This is a genomic window from Agarivorans sp. TSD2052, from assembly GCF_023238625.1.
Taxonomy (GTDB): Bacteria; Pseudomonadota; Gammaproteobacteria; order Enterobacterales; family Celerinatantimonadaceae; genus Agarivorans.
In genome coordinates, this window is record NZ_CP096670.1 from 3,467,441 (window position 1) to 3,491,514 (window position 24,074).

General features: G+C 44.3%; 21 protein-coding genes. 11 read left to right on the forward strand and 10 right to left on the reverse strand.

Translation table 11 applies throughout. The annotated features are described in order from the left end of the window. Window positions 1-173 precede the first annotated feature (173 nt). Window positions 174-1,751, forward strand: a complete 1,578-nt coding sequence (locus M0C34_RS15775) for a BCCT family transporter (protein WP_248712640.1) — start codon at window positions 174-176, stop codon at window positions 1,749-1,751. Between the two features lie 81 nt (window positions 1,752-1,832). Here the strand turns inward: M0C34_RS15775 and M0C34_RS15780 are convergent, their stop codons facing one another. The 3 genes from M0C34_RS15780 to M0C34_RS15790 form a co-directional block, all read right to left on the reverse strand. Beyond that, window positions 1,833-2,549 (reverse strand): 3'-5' exonuclease, encoded by a 717-nt coding sequence (locus M0C34_RS15780; RefSeq protein WP_248712641.1) that lies wholly within the window; start codon window positions 2,547-2,549, stop codon window positions 1,833-1,835. Next, the gene (locus M0C34_RS15785; RefSeq protein WP_248712642.1) at window positions 2,549-4,438 is read right to left on the reverse strand and encodes a DUF294 nucleotidyltransferase-like domain-containing protein; all 1,890 of its coding nucleotides are present in this window, start codon (window positions 4,436-4,438) and stop codon (window positions 2,549-2,551) included. Before M0C34_RS15785 ends, M0C34_RS15780 begins: the two co-directional genes overlap by 1 nt. Before the next feature lie 330 nt (window positions 4,439-4,768). Continuing rightward, window positions 4,769-6,070, reverse strand: coding sequence for an anaerobic C4-dicarboxylate transporter (locus M0C34_RS15790; RefSeq protein WP_248712643.1), 1,302 nt, complete (start codon window positions 6,068-6,070; stop codon window positions 4,769-4,771). A gap of 238 nt (window positions 6,071-6,308) precedes the next feature. Here M0C34_RS15790 and M0C34_RS15795 point away from each other — a divergent pair, with 238 nt between their 5' ends. After that, window positions 6,309-6,803, forward strand: a complete 495-nt coding sequence (locus M0C34_RS15795; RefSeq protein WP_248712644.1) for a GNAT family N-acetyltransferase — start codon at window positions 6,309-6,311, stop codon at window positions 6,801-6,803. Between the two features lie 19 nt (window positions 6,804-6,822). Here M0C34_RS15795 and M0C34_RS15800 read toward each other — a convergent pair whose 3' ends face one another. The 3 genes from M0C34_RS15800 to M0C34_RS15810 form a co-directional block, all read right to left on the reverse strand. Beyond that, complete coding sequence (locus tag M0C34_RS15800; RefSeq protein WP_248712645.1) at window positions 6,823-9,486, reverse strand: family 14 glycosylhydrolase; 2,664 nt, start codon at window positions 9,484-9,486, stop codon at window positions 6,823-6,825. A 196-nt stretch (window positions 9,487-9,682) separates the two neighbouring features. Beyond that, window positions 9,683-10,153 carry a methyltransferase family protein gene (locus M0C34_RS15805; protein ID WP_248712646.1) on the reverse strand — a complete coding sequence of 157 codons (471 nt, stop codon included), beginning with the start codon at window positions 10,151-10,153 and terminating at the stop codon, window positions 9,683-9,685. Between the two features lie 109 nt (window positions 10,154-10,262). Then, window positions 10,263-10,823 carry a hypothetical protein gene (locus M0C34_RS15810; RefSeq protein ID WP_248712647.1) on the reverse strand — a complete coding sequence of 187 codons (561 nt, stop codon included), beginning with the start codon at window positions 10,821-10,823 and terminating at the stop codon, window positions 10,263-10,265. A gap of 1,109 nt (window positions 10,824-11,932) precedes the next feature. On the opposite strand from M0C34_RS15810, the gene M0C34_RS15815 reads away from it, so the two are divergent. Further along, entirely contained in the window at window positions 11,933-12,829 is an 897-nt protein-coding gene (locus tag M0C34_RS15815) for a pyridoxal-phosphate dependent enzyme (RefSeq protein WP_371923137.1), read from the forward strand. On the opposite strand, the gene M0C34_RS15820 is transcribed toward M0C34_RS15815, so the two are convergent. Further along, window positions 12,826-13,584, reverse strand: coding sequence for a hypothetical protein (locus M0C34_RS15820; protein ID WP_248712649.1), 759 nt, complete (start codon window positions 13,582-13,584; stop codon window positions 12,826-12,828). The genes M0C34_RS15815 and M0C34_RS15820 overlap by 4 nt on opposite strands. A 172-nt stretch (window positions 13,585-13,756) precedes the next feature. Between M0C34_RS15820 and M0C34_RS15825 the strand changes: the two genes are divergently transcribed. Continuing rightward, window positions 13,757-14,791 carry a DUF2157 domain-containing protein gene (locus M0C34_RS15825; protein ID WP_248712650.1) on the forward strand — a complete coding sequence of 345 codons (1,035 nt, stop codon included), beginning with the start codon at window positions 13,757-13,759 and terminating at the stop codon, window positions 14,789-14,791. A gap of 249 nt (window positions 14,792-15,040) precedes the next feature. Then, on the forward strand, window positions 15,041-16,672 hold the full coding sequence (locus tag M0C34_RS15830; protein ID WP_248712651.1) for a methyl-accepting chemotaxis protein: 1,632 nt from the start codon (window positions 15,041-15,043) through the stop codon (window positions 16,670-16,672). Window positions 16,673-17,040: 368 nt separating this feature from the next. Here the strand turns inward: M0C34_RS15830 and M0C34_RS15835 are convergent, their stop codons facing one another. Together M0C34_RS15835 and hutX are read right to left on the reverse strand one after the other, a co-directional pair. Next, complete coding sequence (locus M0C34_RS15835; RefSeq protein WP_248712652.1) at window positions 17,041-17,553, reverse strand: pyridoxamine 5'-phosphate oxidase family protein; 513 nt, start codon at window positions 17,551-17,553, stop codon at window positions 17,041-17,043. Continuing rightward, window positions 17,550-18,068 carry a heme utilization cystosolic carrier protein HutX gene (hutX, locus tag M0C34_RS15840; RefSeq protein WP_248712653.1) on the reverse strand — a complete coding sequence of 173 codons (519 nt, stop codon included), beginning with the start codon at window positions 18,066-18,068 and terminating at the stop codon, window positions 17,550-17,552. Before hutX ends, M0C34_RS15835 begins: the two co-directional genes overlap by 4 nt. A gap of 191 nt (window positions 18,069-18,259) precedes the next feature. Between hutX and M0C34_RS15845 the strand changes: the two genes are divergently transcribed. The 6 genes from M0C34_RS15845 to M0C34_RS15870 all read left to right on the forward strand — a co-directional run bounded on the left by M0C34_RS15845 (window position 18,260) and on the right by M0C34_RS15870 (window position 23,027). Further along, a complete protein-coding gene (locus M0C34_RS15845; protein ID WP_248712654.1) occupies window positions 18,260-19,030 on the forward strand; it encodes an energy transducer TonB in 771 nt (256 codons plus the stop codon). Between the two features lie 4 nt (window positions 19,031-19,034). After that, window positions 19,035-19,775: a MotA/TolQ/ExbB proton channel family protein gene (locus tag M0C34_RS15850; RefSeq protein WP_248712655.1), complete on the forward strand. Its 741-nt coding sequence runs from the start codon at window positions 19,035-19,037 to the stop codon at window positions 19,773-19,775. Further along, window positions 19,772-20,209 carry an ExbD/TolR family protein gene (locus M0C34_RS15855; RefSeq protein ID WP_248712656.1) on the forward strand — a complete coding sequence of 146 codons (438 nt, stop codon included), beginning with the start codon at window positions 19,772-19,774 and terminating at the stop codon, window positions 20,207-20,209. The genes M0C34_RS15850 and M0C34_RS15855 overlap by 4 nt, the downstream gene beginning before the upstream one ends. Further along, window positions 20,202-21,056, forward strand: coding sequence for a heme/hemin ABC transporter substrate-binding protein (locus M0C34_RS15860; protein WP_248712657.1), 855 nt, complete (start codon window positions 20,202-20,204; stop codon window positions 21,054-21,056). The genes M0C34_RS15855 and M0C34_RS15860 overlap by 8 nt, the downstream gene beginning before the upstream one ends. Before the next feature lie 115 nt (window positions 21,057-21,171). Beyond that, window positions 21,172-22,236, forward strand: coding sequence for a FecCD family ABC transporter permease (locus M0C34_RS15865; protein ID WP_371923080.1), 1,065 nt, complete (start codon window positions 21,172-21,174; stop codon window positions 22,234-22,236). 8 nt (window positions 22,237-22,244) lie between these two features. Beyond that, the gene (locus M0C34_RS15870; RefSeq protein ID WP_248712658.1) at window positions 22,245-23,027 is read left to right on the forward strand and encodes a heme ABC transporter ATP-binding protein; all 783 of its coding nucleotides are present in this window, start codon (window positions 22,245-22,247) and stop codon (window positions 23,025-23,027) included. Between the two features lie 15 nt (window positions 23,028-23,042). On the opposite strand, the gene M0C34_RS15875 is transcribed toward M0C34_RS15870, so the two are convergent. Beyond that, window positions 23,043-23,945: a helix-turn-helix transcriptional regulator gene (locus tag M0C34_RS15875; protein WP_248712659.1), complete on the reverse strand. Its 903-nt coding sequence runs from the start codon at window positions 23,943-23,945 to the stop codon at window positions 23,043-23,045. Window positions 23,946-24,074: the final 129 nt, after the last annotated feature.

The window sequence follows — 24,074 nt, forward strand, 5'->3', positions numbered from 1 at the left end:
TTAAAACGAAAAACTCTTGGCACTATCGGGCCTAAAACCACCTCTATGAGCGGCTGTCTTTGCGCTAAACAGCAATACGAGATCTTATTACCTCCAGAGTGCTCAGCAAATTATCGTCTAATAATGTAAACTATCTTTACAAAATCCTATGGAGTTGTTCTAAACGAGGACCAATGAATACAAATAAAGATAAATATAGTATCGATAATACTGATTACACAGTCGGACAAGATAACGTTCAAAAGTGGGGTTTTGATGTACATAACCCGGTTTTTGGGATTAGTGCTTCCTTGATAGGCGTATTCTTAGTTGCCATATTGCTGGTTGACCCGGAAGTCTCAAAAGCCGCTTTAGACGGGATCAAATGGCAAATCATTGGCGCCTTTGACGGCTTGTTTATGTGGTCAGCCAACATTTTTGTGCTTTTTTGCTTAGCCATGATTGTCTCTCCCTACGGAAAAATTCGCTTAGGTGGCGATGAAGCCAAAACCGATTATTCGATGATGTCGTGGATTGCCATGCTCTTTGCTGCAGGTATGGGAATTGGCTTAATGTTTTGGGGTGTTGCAGAGCCTGTCGCTTATTTCACAGGTTGGTACGAAACACCACTTAATGTAACCGCCAATACACCAGAAGCCGCCAAACTCGCACTGGGTGCGACCATGTTTCATTGGGGCCTTCATCCATGGGCTATTTACGGTGTCGTGTCGCTATCGCTGGCATTTTTTGCTTATAACAAAGGCTTACCACTTTCAATGCGTTCGGTATTCTACCCTATTCTGGGTGACCGCACGTGGGGTTGGCCAGGGCATGTTGTGGATATTTTGGCGGTGCTAGCCACTTTATTTGGTCTGGCTACTTCTCTGGGGCTTGGGGCTCAACAAGCCGCTAGTGGCTTTCACCATGTATTTGGCATGGATAACGGCTTACTGCTGCAAATTGGCATCATAGTTTTTGTGACCCTATTAGCGGTGGTTTCGGTCGTTCGTGGTATTGATGGTGGCGTAAAAGTTATCAGTAATATCAACATGCTACTTGCGCTTGCTTTGGTAGTATTTGTTGCTTTGGTTACTTTTGCTGTATCAATGGGAACCGTACCGACCACCGTTATGGGCTACCTAGAGAATATTATCCCATTGAGTAACCCTATCGGCCGTGATGACCAGGCTTGGATGCATGGCTGGACCGTTTTCTACTGGGCATGGTGGATTTCATGGTCACCTTTCGTTGGTATGTTCATTGCGCGTATCTCACGCGGTCGTACTATTCGTGAATTTGTAACTGCGGTACTTATTGTACCTACGGTTGTTACCACGCTATGGATGTCGGTATTTGGTGGCGTTGCGATTGATCAAATCGTCAACAAAGTGGGTACCTTAGGCGAGCAAGGCCTAACAGAAGTTCCCTTGGCTATGTTCCAGATGTTTGATGCCTTGCCAATGGGAAGTATCTTGTCACTATTAGCCGTTGTGTTGGTATTGGTGTTCTTTGTAACCTCATCAGACTCGGGTTCATTAGTGATTGATAGCATTACATCAGGCGGTAAAGTTGATGCTCCGGTTCCTCAGCGTATATTCTGGGCGACCATTGAAGGGGCAATTGCTGCGGCACTAGTATGGGTGGGTGGCACCGAAGCCATTCAAGCCTTGCAAGCTGGCGCTATATCAACGGCCTTACCGTTCACCATTATTTTGCTGGTGATGTGTGTGAGCTTGCTAATGGGCTTACGTACCGAAAAACGGTTGCGTTAATCGCTTAACCATTACTCTATAAAAGCCGAGTGACGATGAGTCCTCGGCTTTTTTATTTTCAATATTGTGCAGCGGCCGCTCTTATAGCCACAGTTTGTTAATTGGCGTATCCGCGCTGAAATGGTAATTGATCTGTGCTTGTAGCAACTCAGCGGTTGCAATGGCATCAGTCAGCGCATCATGCGGAGGGTAGATGGGCAAGTTGTAGCGCGCTCGGCTGTTAGCAAGACGAATTGAAAATGGTTGAGGCTTTTTAAACCAGTCGATAATCTTTTTTGGTCGAGCTGCTTGAATATCCGCCTCAATTTGCATGGTATCTACCAGTGGAAAAACGATGCCTTCGTTAATCAAGCCACGCAGTGCGGCATGCAAAAAATCACGCTCAATTCTGCGGTAATGCACCACCACAACCTTACCCGCTAACTCATCCAACAATTGCTCTAAAATACGCAGTAAACTAGGCGCTCCCTGCAAATCAGAATGGGTAATGCCATGAATGACGATCGAGTCTTCTTGGAGCTTGTCTTGGGGGGTGACAAACCAATGTTTAGCCTCTCTACAGGCTATTCGTTGTAGCGTAAATGGCACCAAGCCAATGCTAATTATGCTGTTTTTTTTAGCATCTAGACCGGTCGTTTCAAAATCTAAGGCGACAAAATCAATATCCTTAAGCTTTGTTTCCGCCTGGTAAGTGCCCACATTATAAAACTTACGTAAGCGGCTATCTTTGCTCTCCAAGGCCTTGATTTTTAAAAATGCTTGCCAATTTAAAACTTCTTGATTAGTGATATTGGGCATTATTTACCCTGCTGCATACTATTGGCCGTATAGCGAAACTTCAAAAAGTTTTGCGCGCTACTTAATACTAGAAAAGCATCTTTCAAATTACGCCTTTCAAAATCAGACATATTTTCAGGCTCAATATTGTTATCTGGTTCTTGTTCGTTCTCTATGTCTAAGGCTTGATGGCGAATACGCACTAAAGATATCAGCTCCATCGCATGTTGAAGATCTTTACCCTTTGATGGCGGTAATATCCCCGCTTCAATAATGTCTTCTAAGCGATCGAAGGAGTTCTGCGATTGAGAACCTATCGCCAAGGCATGCACGCGAATAAGGTCAGCTAAAGGCGCGGTACCACGTCGCTTCAAGTTAATTGAATTTTTATGCCGACCATCTTTTTCCATTACAAAATCTTTAAAAAATCCGAGTGGCGGTGTGCGGTTTAAGGCATTTCTAGCAAGACAAGCTAGAAAGCGATTGTTCTTTTTGGCTTTTCTAAGGATGAAGGCATTTAAATGTTCAGCCCATTTAGGTCTGCCATAGACACCATTTAGATCGAAAAAAATCGAGCTATTAAGCAGTGCCTGCGGATTGGGGTTATCAATCCAATCAGAGAAACACTCTTCCCATTGGCTTTGGGTTTTTCGAAACTCAGGATTAGTCGCCATGATATCGCCTGTACAATAGGTGTAACCACAAGCAGCTAAACCATCACAAACATAAGTAGCCAGCTGTTTAAAATAGTCACCATGCTGTGACTCCTGATATTGGTCACTTAAAATAATGGCATTGTCTTGATCGGTTACGATTAGTTGCTCATCACGTGCCATAGACCCTAATGCCAAGAAGCAATAAGGCACCGGCGGCGGCCCTAATTTTTCTTCTGCTAACTCAAGCAAACGCTGCTTAAAACTTCGGCCTATTTCCGACATGGCCCGCCCCACCATATGCGAATTAGCATCTTCGTTAACCATACGCACGAAGCAGTCTTTAAGTTGACTCGATAATAAAATCAGATCTTCAATGCTGTTTTGCTGAAAAATACTGCTCACTATTAACAAGCTGTTTTGAGATTCATAGCGAATGATATCGGTAACTTCAATCAAGCCGATGGGTTGCTTATTCTTAAGAATGGGCAAGTGGTGCACGTTATAGCGAAGCATCAATAACATGGCTTCAAAAATATAGGCGTTATGATCTAAAGAGATAAGCTCGGTAGACATCACCTCTACCACTTCGGTATCAACATCTAAACCCTGCGCAATGACTTTGGCGCATAAATCGCGCTGAGTGATAATGCCCACAAAGCTATCCCCCCCTTCATCAGCAAGATTAGGGTTATTAATTAGCGCTGCCGAGACATTTTCTTCAGACATGATTTTGGCCACTTCTTGAATAGTCGTGGTAGATGCCAGCATCACCGGTTCGCCGCTGAGTATAGTTTTCACCTTTGAGGTGGTGAGTGAGTTGGCATCGTCGCTATTTTCTTCAACTGCTTGCTGCAATCGAATAGTCCCTTCAATTTCGACAAAGTCAGCAAACACATCATAGCGCTCACAAAACTCCTCAAAGATATGCTGCGGTATGCAGTACAACAGCGTGTCTTTAATAGACTTAGCGGGAAAACGGACTTTATTGTTAGTTAATAGTCCCATTTGCCCAAATAAGCCTCCTTGATCAAGTCGGTTATAAAGCTCACCAGTACGACGATATATCTCAACGACCCCACTGCGGATCATAAAGAGATCATGTATTTTATGGCCAAATTCAATGATCATGCTATCGGCGCGGTAGTATGAGATTTCGACGCTTTTTGACACTTCGATTAAGGCTTCGTCAGGTAACTTGTCAAATGGCGGGTATTGGCAGATGAAATTTCGAATCTCAAGTAGCTCGACTTTCATTATTCGCTCGATATTGAAGATAGCGTAAATAGTTAACCGTTAGTATATGGCATCTGCGGCTGAGTTGCAGTTAGCTTGCCCCTCAAATCACTATAATTAATGTTCAATTTGCACGCCAAAAGCCGCCGACTAAACCTAAGATAAATAGCGTCTAGTTGGACGTTCGATTGCCTTGTTTTCAACCAATAGAATTAGCCACAAAACAGGAAAAACCAAACCATCAAACCCAAAGCGCCCAATATAATAGCTAAAGCATGTTTATTCTAAACAAGCATTAACCGTAATGGGCACGGATATCTGGCTAGCCGCTCTAAGCTTACATCGAGAGCTTTACAAAATAATCTCAGCGAGGACAAAGCCTATCATTACCGAGCTAGCAATGGTGACAATACCGGGCACTACGAAGGGGTGATTAAATACCCACTTACCAATGCGAGTCGAGCCAGTATCATCCATTTCAACTGCCGCCAACAAGGTTGGGTAGGTAGGCAATACAAACAGCGCGCTTACTGCCGCAAACGAAGCAATGGCAGCCTCAGGGCTAACGCCCAACATAAAGGCCGACGGCATTAACGCAGCGGTAGTGGCAGCTTGCGAGTACAACAGCATACTGGCAAAGAATAGAATTAGCGCCAGCATCCACGGATGTCCTTCTAGCAAGCCTCCCGATAGCGATTTAATTTCTTCTATGTGACCCGATACAAAGGTGTCGCCCAGCCAAGCTACGCCTAATACACATATACAGGCGCTCATGCCTGATTTAAAAGTCGCGGCATTAAGTACTTCACCGGTATCTACTTTACAGAACATCGCAATGGCGGTGGCGGCGGTTAACATAAACACCATAATGGCTTCATTACGAGGCAGGCTTGGATTCTCAATTAGCCCTACCGCATCACTAATGGCGGTGGCATAGAAAACCACAGCCACAATCGCAACTAAAAAAATCATTACTGAGCGCTTGGCCCCAGCAGGTAACTCTGTACTAGTGGCATCACGACGGCTCACTAAACCATGCGCTAAGCGTTCTTGATAAATAGGATCGTCTTTTAGCTCTTTGCCCATAAACTGAGCAACAAAGGCACCTATCATACAGGCAATAAACGTAGCAGGAATACAGATCATCAATAAGCTGATATAACCCACACCTTTACTTTCTAACATGCCACTCATCAGTACAACGGCTGCAGAGATAGGTGAAGCTGTTATAGCAATTTGCGAGGCCACTACCGCAATACTGAGCGGGCGAGATGGCCGAATACCCTGCTCTTTTGCCACTTCTGCAATGACTGGCAAAGTAGAAAATGCGGTGTGCCCGGTACCTGCAAATAAAGTCATAATGTAGGTAACAATTGGCGCTAAAAAGGTGACTTGCTTGGGGTTGCTTCGTAACACTCGCTCGGCAATATTCACCAAGAACTGTAAGCCACCAGCAACTTGCATAGCCGCAATCGCCGCTATCACCGACATAATAATCAGGATCACTTCAATAGGAATAGTGCCCGGAGCCATACCTAAGCCTAAGGTGAGTACTAATACCCCTAAGCCACCAGCAAAACCAATACCGATACCGCCTAAACGTGCGCCTATAAATATGGCCGCTAATACCACCAGCAACTCAATTGTTATCATAAATCCTCCCAAGCTCTAATTGCGACGCACTTTACTTCAAACTCAATCCAACCAATAGATGATCAAATCAAACAAACAACAAAAATCAGACTTAAACACCAAAATTTATTAATTTAACAGACTTAATAACCAATAATTTGGTAAGGGAAATATCATCTGCCGTTAACTTAACTGCAATATTTGTTAGTAAGACTAGCATTAATTATCTGTATGTAATGATTAAATTTTTGACAAAATAATGATAGAAATTTGCCAAGCAGATCCTAATAGCAAACAGAGCCAAAAACTAATTGGTGCCTTGTCGGCTTCACTATTAACGTTAAGTGGTACACCCGCCTTTGAATACTTTAACGAAAGCGAATTTAACGATGAGAAAGCGATATTTTTATTAGCAAAGCGTAACGGGATAGCCATAGCCTGCGGAGGGTTTCGTTATCTACAACCAGGTACTTGTGAAATTAAACGGGTTTACTCGCATCAACGCGGAGTGGGTAAATGGGTGTTAAAAGAACTGGAGATACTAGCGCTGATAAAGGGTTACCAGCACATTAATTTAGCCACCCGCCAAAGTAATACTCAAGCTGTTCAGTTTTACTTAAAACACGGCTATCACTTCACCGCACCTTTTGGGCCTTACGTTCACCATAAGCACTACGTCAGCTTTGCCAAAACTGCTACGGCTGTTCAACAACAATTAAGCACAAAAAAAGCGCAGTTAAATTACTGCGCTTAGTTGGTTTACTAACTCTGCATTAAGAAATGCGGTTAATTAACTTTCTTAACTCACGCATTGGCGTGGGCTCGTCGTCAAAGAAGTTTTGCATTCTCAATAAGGTTAATCCATCGTAACCCGGCGCACGCGTTAAGGCTCGCGCCATTTGCTTCCATCCTTGTTCGCCATAAAGCTCGCCAGCAAGGGCATTTTCACCCATTAGTGATACTTGGCATTCATCGGCGGCATCTGCCATCCAATCAACGAGGTCAGCGGCACGCGAGTAGCCTTCGTAGTCTTTGTTGATCATCTCCAAACAAGTAAAGTGGATTGCAGCTCTAGACTGCTTACCTTCAGGCAACAGGGCTTTAAGTAAACCCAAGTATTCCTGCTGATTAGTGCTGCTTAACGTAGGATGCACAGCAATTAAGCCGGCGGTAATTTCAGCTGCACGTGGTAATTCAGGGTCACTCACTACCCAATGAATACCAGGGATCTTAATCCCAATAGGCACTTGGCCAAACGCGTCATCGTCAAACACACTTAAGGCGTTTTCAAAAATACGACGGCCATGGGCGACTAAGGCTTTGTGATACCAAGTAAGAAACTCCCTCGCCCACGCGTTATGGATATAACGCTTATGACTAAATAGCCATTCTGCATCAGGAATGTCGGCCTGTTCAAAGCTTTCCCAAGTAAAACCAAAGCTACCATTTAGCGCGGCAATACTATGGTACTTTTGCTTCAGATAATTTAACCAATCCTGCTTAGCTAAACGACTGTAACACTGCAAGGTACCGCGGTTAGGGTAATTACCCCAATCATGCGAATTGTAGCTTGGGTAACGTAATTCACCCGCAGGGCCTAAGCTGACGTTGATCTCGTCCATTAAACCGGCTTGGTTTATGTAGTGCTGCTTAAACGCTTCCATAAAGCGCTGGTAATAGGGCATCACAAACTCATCAGCCCATAACGAGACATACTCCATGGAAGCATCGCCCGTTTCTGATACGTACTGTAAATCTTGTACCGAGTTAAGCTGGTCATTGCTTTCTAGCAACCGGCCCCATAACCAAAGCGGAATAGCTTGCATGAAGTCGTCATTCACGTTGCCGCCCGCTTGGTGGAAAGACAAAATCGGCACCCATTGCAAACCTAGGCGTTTCAGCAAGGCCACCACTCTATCGTAGTAACTCCAATCAAACTTACCGGGTTTATCACCTTCTACTAATCCCCACCAAATGTCGGTAGAAATGGCGGTAACTCCAATGCTACGTAACTGTCGTAATTGGGCTTCAAACTGCTTCCAATTCTCTTCGTCGAGCATTTGTTTTTGATTAGCCACTTTAAGGTGAAGCGGACCCATCACTCTAAATTGCTTTTTACCAAGCTGTTTGGTTTCAGCGACTTGATATTTAAACTTGTTAAGTTGCGACAAACGCCCTTTAACTATCGCTTGCTCGTTGAGCTGCGACATATCGTTGAAGATCCAGCCTTGAAAAGCGCTACCGTGAAGTACCGAGTGATACAACTGATCCCAACCAGGGTGACTAGACAGGGCTTGCGGCTGAGCATTTTGTACCAAAGCGGGTATTTTTAACTTACGTATAGCCGTCAGCAAGGCCTGGTTCACCCGAGTAGCATGGCTCGATTCTGCCCCAGTGGCTACAATCAGCAAACGGCCATTAGCCTGTTTATGCCAGAATTCTAATTGCTCAATCTGATAATCTAACAATTGCGGGCGGTCTAGCCATGGCTGTGGATTTACGCCCGTTAAACAACCTAACCAAGGATGGTCGCTGGCAGTTAACTCAGGTAAAGGAAGGTTCAAACATAACTGACTATCAGCCCAGCTGTTAATAAAGCAAGCTTGCGCCTGTTCCAACATGTTACCCACATAGCGTTGCCAGTTTTTGGCATACCAAGTGTTGAATTCTTTGAAGCAAGTATTGCTAGTTTTAGCTTGATAACACCGACTTAGATTTTCGCTAAGTTGCTGCTGCCAGGGGGTATCGCCACCAAGCTCCCACAAACTTAGCCAAGCTTGCTCTGAGCCATATTGCTGTTGCATGTCGGCCGCTAAAGCCGCTAATGCGGTAGGGCTAAAGCTTTGATAAATAGGCTGACCATCGCGTTCGCCCCATGGTAAACAGGCATCACCGTTCGGACCAAGACCCAGCAAAATAGCTTCACAGCGTGGAGCAAACTCACTCATATGCTCAGCAAAACAGCGCATCCACTGACTAAAGCTTTCGATTAAACCAGCTTCTGCCCACATACTGGGGCTTTGGGTATTATCGCGGCCGTATTGGTTTACATATTTAATCGCATCTGCACTTTGCTCAGCGGGCAACATAGCCAGCATAGAACCCCAAAACCAATCGGGCAAACGCTGCTCAACGCCTTGTTGAGTATCAGAAGAAAAGAACAATTGATACTGTAGCTTAAAGCCGTGAGAGACTAAATGTGCAGACAAACGCTGCAACGAAGACCAATAAACTTCTTCCTCTAATTGCTCTGCGCTAAAAGGAGCAATGTAGCGCCAATGAACAGGAACAACGATTGCGTCAACACCATTTTGACGTAAGTTACGAAGTTGTGGAGATAAGCCCTGGAGCTGGGCTGCGGTGCAAGAAGCGGCATATTCGGCCAGAGGTAAAGACCCCTTCACCCAAGCTTTGCGCGCTGTTATCGGATTAGCCATTAGTAGCTTACTCTAAAAAAACTGTGCTAGTTATCCCTAGTCCGCAGCTTAACAGCAAGGCTGCAAAGCCTTTCAGCTGACAAAAAGGAGATGTAGATCACATTATGTGTATTTGTAGTGTAACCGAAGTCGCCAATTTTCCAAGTTGATCTGAGATAAGCGGCAACGATAAAACCCGCTAAAACCGAAAACCACTTTATAGCCAGCGACGAACCTTGCCACAGTATTGCTGATAGGCTTCACCAAAATGTTCACGAAGCGCTACCTCTTCTGGCTTTATTTGGTATTGGTTAATAGCATAAACAAACCAGGCAATACTGAAAAGACTCAGTATTGCTTGCAGGTGCAAGCACCACGCTAACAATAACATGACCAAACTTAAATACATTGGATTACGGCTAAAGCGATAAATGCCGTCAACCAACAGGTGTTTACTCCGTTCAGGATGATGGGGGTTAATAGTGGTTCGCGCCTTAAAAAAACCAAACACGCTAATTGAGGCGATACCACACGCCAGCGTAACAATAGCCCAGCGTAAGCTTATCAGCCACTGCGGAAAATAAATGGCGATAAAATGATGATTCAGCCAGCTAAAAACATAAGCCAAGCCCATGGCCATCATTAACCAAACCGGAGGGGGAATTAAGAGTTGCATGCGTGTTAGCATAACGAAGCCTTGTGTGAGAAAAAAGGATAAGCAATCATCAATGCGAGAACCAAAATGTTTATTCACCTTGCAGCAAGTTAAACATTAGCCAAACAATCTCAAGCCTTAGTTAATCATGCTCTTCAGCTTTTGCTGGGTCAATGTTGCTTGGTTCCGCAACTTGAAAAATGTAATGTCCGCGGCTGGTAATGGCTGAGTGAAACAAATTTTGAAATGGAAACAAACGCCTTTTAAGATAGTAAGTAAAACCTGCAAATACCGCGCTTAGTAGCAAATTTATGATGCCTTCTAACTGATTAATATAAGGCAAACTTTGATAAACCGAAAAGCCTGCAAATACCATTAACAGCAAATAGCCATTTGGCGCATTTTTGAAAATCATAAATATAATCAGCAAAGGGATAAGCGCTGGTAACAACAAGGCCATAAGTAAAGGAACACTCACTTGCTCTGCGGCCATTAAACCAAATACTAATTTACTCAACACCATAAACTGCAATACCGCTAACAATAGTGCTTTTTGTTTAGCATATTTGTTAAGTGCCTCGCTATCGGGTTGGCTGGCTAACACTCGAGTAACTCGGCGTAAATTCCAATCTTGCTCTACCGCATAATCGTAGATTTCTTGTTTGCTCTTGCCTTGGGCAATCAGGTTTTTAATGTGTTTCATTGTCACTCCTCTAAACCACATAATGTAACCGAGTTAAGCAACAAACAACATCTGCTCGCTAGCAAACACAAAGAAGCATAAGTTAAAAAGAAGATCCTATAACAACGATCGAGCGCTGCCCCAGCAGTTCTGCGGTATCCGAAAAACCACTGAAGATAGCCATTTTCGGTAAACTTATGCACAAAAGACCAAGTTATTAACATTTGCTGAGCCTGTGTAACCAATCAATCGAATTAATAGAAAATATTCGCTAACTAATAAAAAGCTTATTCTTCAAAGGAAAACATACTAGTAGAACAGCGCTAAGCGCTAATAAAAAGAGTATTAAGTAACCATGATGCACTAAATGCGTTCTTCGACTTACAAAAACTAAGGCCTTGTTATGTTTTTAACTTGCGTAGTATCGCTTCTTAATCAGTCAGTTAAAGCCAAAAAGGGCCAAAGGTGTGTTTTGGGCTATCAAATTTTAAGGCTTAACTGTCAAAACAAGCATACAAACAACTTTCGAATTTTGTACTTATTTTTACGAAGCAAAAAAAGTCAACGTTAGTTGACAGAGAAGCGACAAAAAAGAATTTTTTACTAATTTTGGGTGACATTATTGACGCTGAAATTGATAACGCTGTAAGCCACAGTACAAATAGCATAGCGAATTTTATCCACAGCTTTGTGCACTGTTTTTGTGGGAAAAGCTGTTTGGTTAAAGCGGCCAAAATCAGTTGATTATATCGCTTATGGGTTTAGCGGCAGTTGTTACTCTTAATGGCAAGTGAAAATTCAACAAAGGCATCTATTTTTATTTGTGATGACTATCAGCTAGTCCACAAAATGAATCTTTTTGCCGTCACCATTGGGCTGAGCAAGCGATCGCCGGCGGATCACTTCAACAAAGTTAAGATCTTTTAGGCAGATAAAAATCCGTCACAGTAATTTCACATTTCTCTGAGATACTCGACCGTTTGTCGCTTCAGCCCCATAAAACTTGTTAAACAGCAGCGATTTGTACTTTAAAGCGCAAGCGAGCCTACGTACACTGACTGCAATGCTGTTTTAACCCATAACATGGTGAAAATGTGTTTAGCCCCTCCCCCATTGAATCAGTCCAGTTTATGGGACACCCCGTGTTCGTAAAAAGAGACGATCTGCTAGATAAACGCTTTTCTGGCAATAAAGCACGCAAGTTCTATCACTTCTTAGTAAATGAACAGCCGCAAGTCACTCAAGTAGTAAGCAGTGGCTCGCCACAGGCCAATTCATTGTATTCACTCGCGGCCTTAGCAAAGCTGAAGAATTGGCAGTGTGAGTTTTACGTTGATCATATTCCTAGCTGGCTGCGACAAAACCCTAGCGGTAATTATCAAGCAGCCATCGAGCTAGGTGCTCGTATTATTGAGGTGCGAAACTTACTGGGTAAACAAATAGCCAACCTTGATAACTTTATGCAGCAGTTGGTTAAACCCTGTTTAACCGAGCAGCAATTGTTTGTTCCAGAAGGCGGACGCTGTGAATACGCCAGAGAAGGTGTGGTGCTACTGGCGCAAGAAATAGAACAATGGCAGTTACAACACGGTATTGCGCGCTTAAATGTAATGCTTCCCGCAGGGACCGGCACCACAGCGTTATTCCTCAGTGAATATTTTTGTAAGTTTAACCCAAGCATTCATGTGCTTAGCTGCACCTGCGTAGGCGATGAAGATTATTTACGTTTACAATTTAGTCTGCTAAATAGCGATATCAGCACACACCCTACAATATTGCCTCGCGCCAAAAAGTTTCACTTTGGCAAACTCTACCTAGAGCATTACCAAACTTGGCTAGCATTAAATCAGCAAACGGCGATAGAGTTTGACTTACTATATGATCCTATTGGTTGGCAATGCTTAGTGAGCTATCTTGGTGCCCACACTGACAGCACACCAACACTGTATATTCACCAAGGTGGCTTATTAGGTAATCAAAGTATGCTAGCGCGCTACCAACGAAAATATCCGCAGTTAAGTGCTTAGCGCCAATTTAACCAATAGCTGTACTGGAAGTCTTCAGCTAGATTGACCGTTTCTTGATAACTTTCAGTGGGCGTATTTAGGCATTCGGTTCCATTAAACTCTGGTTCTGCCCAGCCGGTATTTTCATCTAAAAACTCCCGAACATAACCCCAACGCCCGCAAGACAGAATGCTGTCATAACCCACATCACGCTGACAGACCACGCAAGTTTCAAACTCAACCTGAATATCTTGCCCTTCTTTACCTAAGGCATCTGACACGAATGGCGTGTCGTAAATGGCCAAGGTCGATGAACGTTTAGGGCGTCCCTGCCAAGGCTTATCTCGATTATCTTCTGGGGTATCATGCACCCCGTAACCATGCTCAAGCGGTGCCGCATCATAAAATGGCTCCAGTAACTGCTTCGGAGCATCCACTTGTGAACGCTGCTCACCATCGAGTAAACGGCGATTTGTGGTGCGAACTTGCAAGATCCGATATTGGCTGCATTGTGCTTTATTATCTAAATCTAGTTCTCCATCAGTATTGGCGAATAGGTGTATTTCTATGCCAACGCCTGTCGCGTTGTCGCGGGCAATATAAGAAGCTTGCTGACGACCGCTGTGGTACCAAGCTTTAGAGAAAACCAGTATACCCACGTTTTGTTGCTGATAAGTCACCGGACAAACTTTACCCACCAGCAGATCTTCGGCCGACGCCGAATGCCCCAATAGCCACACACCCGTCATCATTACCTGTAATAAGTAGCGCTTCATAAAGGCTCCAATTGCAGATTAATCACTAACCATTATTTAAGTGTAGTGGCTTTTATCAATTTCAATTTGGCCGTTCTATTTTTTCATCACTGATATTTTTATGACTAAACACTTGGTTTTAACGCCTCGACAATGGCAAGCTAAAGCCAAGTTGAAAAGGATTGGTAAATCAATGGCTAGAATATCTCAACACGCTCTTAAGCAAGCCGCCCAAGCAGGCATTATTAGTGAGCAACAAGCCGATAGCTTGCACCTGTTTCTCCAGCAGCAAGACAGCCATACTCCGCGTTTTAACTTTACCCATCTGCTGTATTATTTCGGCGGTTTAATTGCCATTGGCGCAATGACACTATTTATGAATCTTGCATGGGAAGGCTTTGGTGGTTGGGGAATCGTTAGTATTAGCTTGGGGTATGCTGTATTAGCCTTAATACTGTGCCAACGCTTTAAGAATCAAGGGCTTGTCATTCCTGCTGGCATTTGCGCCACCTTTGTTATTTGTTTAACACCGCTAGCGATATATGGCTTACAACAGGCTATGGGCTGGTGGCCGTCATCTAGCCAATATCAGGATTACCATCGCTATATCCAGTGGCAATGGATTTACATGGAAGTAGCCACCTTAGTAGTGGGGCTGATCCTTAGCTGGCATTATCGCTACCCTTTCATGATATTACCTATCGCCGTAACCCTTTGGTATATGAGTATGGATATTGCGGCAATGCTAACGGGGCATCGCCCCGATTACCTATTTAGGGCCTTGGTGTCGCTCTATTTTGGCTTGGCTATGATACTCATTGCTTTTTGGGTGGATATTCGCAGCCGCCACTGTGGTGACTACGCTTTTTGGCTTTACCTGTTTGGCGTATTGACTTTTTGGTGTGGCCTCACGATGCAAGATTCAAACAGTGAACTGGCTAAACTTGGCTACTTTGTGACAAACTTAGTAATGATGCTCTGTGGGGTAATTTTGGCCCGTAAAGTGTTTGTGGTATTTGCCGCCTTTGGCAGCTTTGCCTACTTGTACCACTTAGCCGATAGTGTATTTCAAGACAGTTGGTTGTTTCCAATCTCTCTCACCATTATCGGTTTAGCCATCGTTTACCTTGGGATCCTCTGGCAGAAACACCAACTGAGTTTAAGCAGTAAACTTCGTGCCTACTTGCCGCTTGCTTTGCAGGAGCTGTTAGCCAGTAAAGCGCACTAATTCTAGACATAGTTTTAGCCCTTAAACGTTTCCAACGCTAGCTGAACATTCCCATTTTTCAGTACTGCCAAATGGATTACCTCTTTAGGGTTAAAGCCACTCAGCCATTCGTTTTTTCACAAGAAAAGCTCTTAACAAAACCCACTAACTAAAAAAAACAATCTAAACTTATAGTCAAGTTACGAGGGTATGGCTTTGTTTTATTTACTTTAATGTCATTAATAATGAAATGTGTGAGTGGTTATAAACATGAATGTTAAGAGTTTAAGATTTAGGTATTCACTGATATTTGCGGTAAATGCATTACTGCTAATAACAGTATCGCTGATCGGATTTAACGTAGGGAAAAGTACTTCTATCAGTTTAGCTACGGTAGAAGAAAACATATTACCAGCATTAGCTTCGGTACTTAATGCTGATCGCGACCTCTATCAAGCCAGGGTTGCCGAACTTGAGGCCATTGAAGCAAAACCTGAAGAGCGAGCAGCCTTTTTGGCCAGTTATCAAGAGAATGCCCAACAAGCCCAGCAGCGGATGCAGAAATTTAAAGATTTGCTGAGTGCTTATCCTAGCGCTACCCAAGGTCTCGATAGCTTTGGGCAGCGATTTAGTCAGTGGGAAAAGCACAGTTCAGAAGTGTTTACCCTACTTAAAGCAAACAATACCAAACAAGCTATCGAATTAAGTAAAGGGCTCAGCCTCAGTAGTTTCGACAGCGTAAGAGATCTTTACAACACAGCGACTGAAGCCGCTGAGCAATTAGCTAATGACATTGAACGAGAGTCTAAAGCCACGGTACATAATCAACTTAATGCACTGAGTATTGTAGCCATTACAGCCGTTATTCTATCTATTTTATTGGCCTATTACGGCCCTAAAATATTGGTTGATTCGATTACACGTATTACCACCCGAATAAACGATATTTCACAAGGTGACGGCGACTTAACCCAAAGATTAGAAGTACAACGACAAGATGAAATAGGCGAGTTAGCAAACAGCTTCAACCAGTTTGTCGAGTTGCTAGAAGGCCTAATCAACAATGTTAATAAGCTGTCTAATGAACTCAGTGAGTCGATAATTAACATCAGTCAAAAATCAGAGCAAACCACAGAAGTCAGTAAGGAACAAAACCAATCGGTCGAAATGATCGCCACAGCGGTGACCGAAATGGCAGCCGCTATTCGCGAGGTGGCTAATAACGCCAACCATGCTGCAGAAGAAGTAAATACTGTGAATAGCCAAACTGAACAAGGGCAAAATGTTACTAAAAAATCCGTAGAGCACATCACCTTACTTTCAAATACCGTGCAAAATGCCTCAGATGTTGTGGAGAGTTTATCTCAAGATTCTGACCGCATTGCTTCAGTGCTAGATGTTATTCGAGGCATTGCCGAGCAAACCAATTTACTGGCGCTAAATGCCGCGATTGAAGCAGCCCGAGCAGGCGAGCAAGGCCGTGGTTTTGCGGTGGTGGCCGACGAAGTAAGAAGTTTGGCCAGTAAAACCCAACAATCAACTGAAGATATTCAGAAAATGATTGAAGCTTTACAAAGTGGAGTAACTCAAGCTGTTGAAGCAATCAACAAAGGATCTACTGTCGCCGAGGGAACGGTAGACTTAGCGAATCAAACCTTAACGGCACTTAATCAAATCCTTGAATCCACCTCTAGAGTGAGCGAGGTATCTGCATCTACAGCGACTTCTACTGAAGAACAAAGCCATGTAACCGAAGACATTGACCGTAACTTAAATGAGCTAGCGGACAAAACTAGAATTAACTTAGAAAACTCTACCGAATCTTTAGCCAACGCCCAAAGAGCTTTAGAGCAGGCTGAATCACTTAACCAACAACTCAGTCGTTTTAAAGTTTCAGGCTAAATAAACACTATAAAAAAGCAGCACTGAATCTAGTGCTGCTACAGTCTAATAAAATCCTAGCTTTCTGCTTACGCGGTATTGATGCAAAGAGAGTACGACTAACCAATGACTCAAAAAAAGCATAAAAAAAAAGCAGCACCAAATCTAGTGCTGCTACAGTCTACTAAAATCCTAGCTTTCTGCTTACGCGGTATTGAGGCAAAGAGAGTACGACTAACCAATGACTCAAAAAAAAGCATAAAAAAAGCTGCACTAAATCTAGTGCAGCTACAGTCTAATAAGACCCAAGGTTTCAGCTTACGCTGAGTGTGGAGAGAGTACTTACGTACCAGGGCAGCTAAGCCCCATTGGGTGTAAACCCTGAGCCCTTAGGCTCGTTTTTTATGCCCTTCCTTCAAGTGCACAAAATCTACATCATCAAGCCCCTGAATATCAAAAGCTTGACCAAATCCTTTTACATAGCGACCTTTCACGGGTGATAAAGCAAATAAACTAAAGTCGGCTAACTGGCGTAAGTTTCCCACTATTTCGCCATGGCGTTGCTCTAATAAATCCAATACTTGTTCACGAGGTTCACTATCAACTTGCTTGGCGATAACGTCATAACTTAGCCGCTTTCGCGCATAAATCTGTTTAGTATCAACTTCATCAGCGATCAACATCACAGCGGCCTTTTCGTGAGCACGCAGGTAATCAGCGTGCTTAGATATATCACTGATTAAAATGTAAAATGCTCCCTGATAACTGACAAAAGGAGAATAAGAACTATGTGGAAAGCCATCTTCCCCAATAGAAGCAATTAAAATGCTTTGTTGGCTAGCAATAAATTCGGCAATTTCAGGGCCAAGGCGTGATGCTAAACGTTGCTTCTTATCAATCATAACGATGTGTTCTCTAATTCCGTTAGGGCCATATTCTGTTTCAAAATTTCAAAGCGCTCTACTTGTTTCGGCAACAATACGCGTTTACGGTCCCGCCCTAAATAAATTTTAAAAATGGTGTCGCCATTATCATCAAAAAACTGAAAACAGTAGCTTTCTACCCCACGCAAGGGCTTGCTCACTAAAGCAACACTGGCGATATTTTCAAGTTTAAGGTGACCATGAAGATGGCTTTGCTTATCCATTAGATTGTAATAGCCGTGGCCGGGCTTTCCACATGGAAAGTTGTCTTTTATTTCAAACACCGAACCAGCAACTTGCACGATGGTCGTCATCGGCCCCCAGCTAGGTAAATCGTACATTAACCACTGTAATTGCTCATGTGGCAACCAACATGCCCAATGTTCAGGTAAGTGTGCAACGACTTCAGCTTCACTGCACTTAGCTTGTTGAGCTAGCTGAGCCACACTAAGTTCACTGTGTTGCTCAATTACCTCGGCCAGCGATAACACCATCAAAATCTCCTATCAATCATTGTTACTCTTTTCGTATCTACCTAAACGCAGCAGTGCGTTGGAGTACTTAACTTGAGATTACCTTAACCGACCAAAACACCAAATGCAAATCATTATCATTTGTATTTACAAAGTTTGAATTTACGATTATTCTAAGACCTGTTTTTAGCATTAATGTGTAAGGGTGAAGAATGAGGAAGCTTAGTTTGGCCGTGCTGATTTCAGCCGCTATTCATGGCTACGTTATATCTAAGCAACCTAAACACGAGGTATTTAGCCCAAGCTCTGGGGGGCAGGCATCTGCACCAAGTATAGCAGTAATGGCAATCAATACTTCAGTGGCAACGGCTAGCCCTGAGCCCACAGAAATTAAGCCTGAGACGGCTGCTGTTAAAACAAAATCAGCCACTAAGCCTCGTTCTGAGAAGTTGACTGAAGCGCCAAAAACATTGAAGGAAGAGAACAGTGAAAAGCCAACTGATCAACCAAACAGCGACTCGCAGCTTGCCCAATCTCAATCGACGCCAACGCAACAAACAGAAAAGGCGCAGCCAGACCCCATTAAGCCTGCAACAAAGCCTGATGATAAGCGCCAGCCTATCACTGAAGAGCAAGCTGTAAACGCATCAGTAAGCCAACTTGATAGCAAACCTCAATCTGAACAGGGTTTATCGCAAGTTCCTCGCCTGAATAGCCAACCAAGATTTTCTCAGCCCCCTGCTGCTCCCATCTACCCGCGTCTAGCGAAAAAGCGAGGCTTAGAAGGAACGGTATTAGTAGAAGTTTGGATTGACCAAAAAGGGCAGCAAACCAAGCAGCAAATATCGAGCAGCTCAGGGGTTAAAAGCCTTGATAAAGCCGCGCTCAAAGCAGTGCAAAAATGGCGTTTCAAAGCACTGATCGTAGAAGGCCAAGCGCAAGCTTCACGCGCGCTTATTCCCATTAAATTTAAACTGAGTTAACCCTATGCAAATTTTATCTTCTGAGCAGCTTTCCGCTGTAAGCAACATTATTACAGCCGAGCAACTTGGTGATTTACGCTGGCCAATTGTATTTTGCTCCATATTGGCTTGCGCAATTATTGTCGAACGCATCGTAACGCTAGCAGTTGTGCATATCTCTAACCATCAGCGAAACTGGTTAAGCCAAGCCACCCATTTACTCGCTAACAAGCAGTCACCTTGCTCAAAGAACGCCCCCTGCTTTTCTCGCTCTCGCTGCTTGGCTCGAAAAGCGATTTGCTTACTGCTGGTGCATAAAAACCAAGCTAAATCACTACGCGAAGAGATCGCAGCGGTGTGGTTACGTCAGCAACAACAAAAGCTAGCTCGTGGGATAAAAGCGCTACACATTTTGGCCCTGATTAGCCCCTTGCTTGGTTTACTAGGCACCGTGTTAGGACTGATTGAAATGTTTGATGCTTTAGCGAGCAGTGAACAGGCGGTAAACCCTGCCATGCTATCGCAAGGCTTAGGCACCGCCATGTACACAACCGCCGCAGGCCTGTTGGTGACAGTTCCCGCTTTAGCTTTTGCTCATGGTTTAAGCCTATGGAAAGAACGCATTATTCATGAACTAGAAACCATGATTAACCAAGCTAACTTAATGCTAGAAGGGGTAAATACCTTAGCTGACGACGCTCGCACTCTGTCAGCTTTTCAGCCTAGCGCTGCGCTAACCCCTAGCCTGGAGCAAGCGTCGGTATGATTCGCTTAGAAGAACAGCATGGCAGCTTTAGCATGGTGCCTGATTTAACCGCCTTGCTGGATATCATCTTCATTGTATTAGTATTTTTATTGTTAACGGCCAACAATCGTGTCTATCAAATGGATATGAGCTTACCCCCTTCTGAGCGGGGCCAAACCCGTTTAGCCACTGAACCTGCGCAGATCCAACTGAGCTTATTTCAAGGGAACCCTATTTGGGGGCTAGGCGAACAACGCTATCAGAGCTTTAAACAATTTGAGGTAGCGCTAAACCAACAGGTTCACAAGCCGGGCACTGCCGAGGAGCAAAAACCCAGTGTCAGCTTAGCCAGTGAACGCCAGGTACCGGTAGAGCATTTATTGAAAATGCTTGAGTTATTGCAACAACTCAATATTGAAACAACCCAAATTTTAATGGAAAAAAACCATGAATAAGCCCCTACTCTCGCCGCTCGGATCCGCTATTGTCGGCTTCGCTTTGTTGTTCAGTAGCACATTAGATGCAAAGCCCTTAAGCCGCGTGATCAGTGCAGGCGCTAACATTACCGAAATCATCATTGCTTTAGATGCCCAGCAGCAGCTAGTCGCTGTAGACTCCACCAGCCAATTACCTAATGGCTCAGCACTGCCAGTAGTAGGCTACCACCGCCAACTCAGCGCCGAAGGACTATTGGCACTGAATCCTGACGCCGTCATAGGGAGTGAGGATATCGGACCCGACAGTAGTATTGCTCAGTTAGAGCAAGCAGGTATTGCAGTACACAAGTTAAATAGCCAATCTAGCATTGCTAGTCTCAAGCAGCGCATAGATCAGTTAGCGAACTTAATGGGGCACCCGCAACAAGGCCAAGCATTGCAAGTAAACCTCGCCGAACAACTCACGCAGCTCGAACACCAAGCAGCTTCAGCCAAGGCGGTTAAGACCCTGTTTTTTATTAGCCATGATGCAAAGAAAATGCTTGCCGCTGGCGACCAAACTACCGCCAATAGTATTATTGAGCTCGCCGGCGCAGTAAACTTAGCCAAGCCTCACATTAATAGCTACAAGCCTTTATCCGAGGAAGCGATTTTATCCTTACAGCCTGAACTATTGCTTTTCAGCCAACGCAGCTTAGATAAGTTAGGTGGCATCGCTGGGGTATTAAAGAGTTTTCCGGTATTAGCTGCAACGCCCGCTGGAAAATCTAAAGCTATCTATGCTATTGATGGACATGCACTAATTGGTGGCTTAGGCTTGGCAAGCATAGATGAAGCGGTGCGACTGACCCAGCGTTTACAATAGCTCTTGTCAGCTTGATGCCCTTAACGAGTAACAATGGCTGCAAGCCATTGTTACTCAATAAAGATTACCTCTAGTCTGAGTAAAGCTCATGTTAGTGTTTTAGTAGGTTATATTGATGTCTCTGTTTTCTCAAAATTCTTCTCCAGGTTCAGCATTTTCAGTTTGGCTGATGCCAGTGGCGTTACTGTTGCTGCTTGCTACCGCGCTGCTGTCGGTAACTCAAGGACCGATGAGTATCCCGGTAAGCGACGCTTTAGCGGCTTTATTGCCCTTTGAGCTGCACAGTGATGCGCCAGCGCATTACCAACTCGTGGTCACCGGTATTCGCTTACCACGTACTTTATTGTGCATTGCCGTAGGCGCTATTTTAGCCATGTGCGGTGCGGTAATGCAGGGCTTGTTTCGTAACCCCTTAGCCGACCCAGGCATTATTGGTGTATCGAGCGGCAGCGCCGCCGGTGCTGCGATAGCCATTGTGTTATTAAGCATGCTGAACATTCAACTTCCAGAGCTGATCAATACACTTGCGGTGCCTTTATTTGCTTTTCTTGGTGGCTTCATCACAACCATATTGGTATACCGATTAGGCACGACCCCCAATGGCACATCAGTAGTCATGATGCTACTCGCAGGTATTGCCGTTGGCGCTTTGTCAGGCGCAGGCATTGGCCTGTTAAGTTATTTAGCCAATGACCAAATGCTACGCGATTTAAGCCTATGGCAAATGGGCTCATTAGCAGGGGCCACTTGGAGCAACATCATTTTGGCTTTTGCCACCTTAGCGGTGCTGTGTGTGGTATTTATGCGCAAAGCTAAGGCCTTAAATGCACTATTGCTTGGAGAAGCCGAAGCAGGTCACCTCGGCATTCAAGTTCAGCAATTAAAAAGTCAGCTTATTTTTTTCACTGCACTAGGAGTGGGTATTGCCGTATCCGTATCAGGCTTAATTGGCTTTGTGGGTTTAGTGGTCCCCCATTTAGTTCGCATGCTAATGGGCCCAAATCACCAGCGGCTGATTCCTTTCAGCGCTCTGCTTGGCGCCGCTTTATTATTGCTAGCTGACATTATTTCCCGTTTGGTTATTAGCCCAGCCGAGCTACCTGTAGGCATTGTCACTGCGCTAGTTGGCGCGCCGTTTTTCATCTTCTTGCTGCTGCAACAACGCCAACGAATAGCCTAAGGATTAACATGACAAATTCAATGAACAGTGTTCAGCTAACAAATATTGATCTACAGCTAGGGGTGAAGCGGCTTTTTAAACAACTCTCTGTCAGTTTTAGCGCAGGCCAACATACCGCCTTGTTGGGTGCCAATGGTGCGGGGAAAAGCTCCTTATTAAAGCTGATTTGTGGTGACAGAACGCAACATGCTGGCGTAATAGACATACTTGGCCAGCCACGTGAAGCCTGGAACAAACCAGCGCTGAGTCGCCACTTAGCAGTGTTACCACAAAGTTCAGAGCTAAGTTTTGCTTTTAGTGTTAGTGAAGTGGTGGCGCTGGGTTTAATCAACAGCAGTTTGAGCTATCAGCAGCAGCAACACGTGATTAAGCAGCAACTAGACTTGATGGACATTTGGCATTACCGTGATACGCCCTACCCCCAACTGTCGGGGGGCGAGAAACAACGGGTGCACTATGCTCGCGTGACGGCACAACTGGCCACAACGCCCATCGAACAGCAAATCTTGTTGTTAGACGAGCCTACCAGTGCGCTTGATTTAAGCCACCAGCAAGTATTAATGGAACATGCGTCTCAATTAAGCCAACAGGGCGCTACAGTAATAAGTGTGGTTCACGACTTAAATTTGGCCTCGCGTTATTGCCAACGAATTATACTGCTAAAACAAGGCGAAATATGTGCCGATGGCAAGCCAGAGCAAGTACTCACGCAAGCTAATATCAACCATGTTTTTGATTATGACGCACAAATTTTACGCCACCCAGAACAAGACTTCCCAGTGATTATTTAAGCCTTTAAGCTTAGCTTAGACCCGCTCATTATTACGGTAAGCCTTGGGACTAAAGCCGGTTAATTGCTTAAAACGCGCGCTAAAGTGAGCCTGTGAAGAAAAGCCCACGTGATAAGCAATCTCAGTCAAACTCAGTGTAGGTTTGCCTAGCAATTGCTTCGCATAGTCTATTCGACGGATACTTAAATACTGATGAGGGCTATAACCGCTGCTTTGCTTAAACATTCGAGCAAAATGATAGTCACTCAAGTCCACCAGTTGAGCCAATTGGTGTAAGCTGATGTTGTCAGCCAAATGCGCTTCAATATAGTCTTTACAGCGTTGTAGCTGAAATGGTGCTAAACCACCTATGGCCAAACTTGGCAGGTTTTTATCTAAGTACTGTTTAGCGATATGGCCCAGCAATAGCTGACTAATTTGATCTAAAGCTAAACGGTCGCCATCATCTTGCCAATTCAGCTTAATGAGCCACTGCTGAATTAAACTGTTTACCGCTTGGTCATCAATAAAAGTGAGGTCTCGCAAATTTAAATCTGCTGCATTTTTATCCCAATTATGTTCAATACTGCGGCTTAAATCATCGTCAGAAAAATACAGGTGAACAAACCCCAGCGCTCCATCAACTTGCCAGTGGGACTCGTGACCTGCTGGCATTAAGCACAACTTACCCGGTGCACCACCGGCGATCTGTTGCTTACCCTGCAGCCGCTTAGTGTTATACCCTCCGCTGACATAGACACTTAGAGTATGGTGTTCAGGTTTAAGGTAAGAGGTGCGATCGTCACAATTTGACCAGCGAGCAAAACCCAATTGCGGCCCCAAATTGACACTGTTATGTAATACGGCACGCGCCTGATTCAAGCGTTCAACAACGTGCCTGCTGTGGATGAGCGGATGGTTTGAATGATTAGATTGCATACCACCTCCTTATGGCTGCCCCTTGCTAGCTGACTAGGCGTGCACAGTCGCGACTGGCAGTGACAGAGCAAATATGAATTTCAGTAATTACTAGTATTTAACCAGCGGTTTTCGGTATAATCCCGCTTC

Coding starts and splice junctions, on each gene's coding strand:
- M0C34_RS15790 (WP_248712643.1), bottom strand. CDS start 6,070: ATGATAACAATTGAGTTGCTGGTGGTATTAGCGGCCATATTTATAGGC.
- M0C34_RS15875 (WP_248712659.1), bottom strand. CDS start 23,945: ATGCAATCTAATCATTCAAACCATCCGCTCATCCACAGCAGGCACGTT.
- M0C34_RS15800 (WP_248712645.1), bottom strand. CDS start 9,486: ATGGCTAATCCGATAACAGCGCGCAAAGCTTGGGTGAAGGGGTCTTTA.
- M0C34_RS15815 (WP_371923137.1), top strand. CDS start 11,933: ATGGGACACCCCGTGTTCGTAAAAAGAGACGATCTGCTAGATAAACGC.
- M0C34_RS15850 (WP_248712655.1), top strand. CDS start 19,035: ATGCAAATTTTATCTTCTGAGCAGCTTTCCGCTGTAAGCAACATTATT.
- M0C34_RS15810 (WP_248712647.1), bottom strand. CDS start 10,823: ATGAAACACATTAAAAACCTGATTGCCCAAGGCAAGAGCAAACAAGAA.
- M0C34_RS15830 (WP_248712651.1), top strand. CDS start 15,041: ATGAATGTTAAGAGTTTAAGATTTAGGTATTCACTGATATTTGCGGTA.
- M0C34_RS15820 (WP_248712649.1), bottom strand. CDS start 13,584: ATGAAGCGCTACTTATTACAGGTAATGATGACGGGTGTGTGGCTATTG.
- M0C34_RS15825 (WP_248712650.1), top strand. CDS start 13,757: ATGGCTAGAATATCTCAACACGCTCTTAAGCAAGCCGCCCAAGCAGGC.
- hutX (WP_248712653.1), bottom strand. CDS start 18,068: ATGGTGTTATCGCTGGCCGAGGTAATTGAGCAACACAGTGAACTTAGT.
- M0C34_RS15870 (WP_248712658.1), top strand. CDS start 22,245: ATGACAAATTCAATGAACAGTGTTCAGCTAACAAATATTGATCTACAG.
- M0C34_RS15805 (WP_248712646.1), bottom strand. CDS start 10,153: ATGCTAACACGCATGCAACTCTTAATTCCCCCTCCGGTTTGGTTAATG.
- M0C34_RS15845 (WP_248712654.1), top strand. CDS start 18,260: ATGAGGAAGCTTAGTTTGGCCGTGCTGATTTCAGCCGCTATTCATGGC.
- M0C34_RS15865 (WP_371923080.1), top strand. CDS start 21,172: ATGTCTCTGTTTTCTCAAAATTCTTCTCCAGGTTCAGCATTTTCAGTT.
- M0C34_RS15835 (WP_248712652.1), bottom strand. CDS start 17,553: ATGATTGATAAGAAGCAACGTTTAGCATCACGCCTTGGCCCTGAAATT.
- M0C34_RS15860 (WP_248712657.1), top strand. CDS start 20,202: ATGAATAAGCCCCTACTCTCGCCGCTCGGATCCGCTATTGTCGGCTTC.
- M0C34_RS15855 (WP_248712656.1), top strand. CDS start 19,772: ATGATTCGCTTAGAAGAACAGCATGGCAGCTTTAGCATGGTGCCTGAT.
- M0C34_RS15795 (WP_248712644.1), top strand. CDS start 6,309: ATGATAGAAATTTGCCAAGCAGATCCTAATAGCAAACAGAGCCAAAAA.
- M0C34_RS15780 (WP_248712641.1), bottom strand. CDS start 2,549: ATGCCCAATATCACTAATCAAGAAGTTTTAAATTGGCAAGCATTTTTA.
- M0C34_RS15775 (WP_248712640.1), top strand. CDS start 174: ATGAATACAAATAAAGATAAATATAGTATCGATAATACTGATTACACA.
- M0C34_RS15785 (WP_248712642.1), bottom strand. CDS start 4,438: ATGAAAGTCGAGCTACTTGAGATTCGAAATTTCATCTGCCAATACCCG.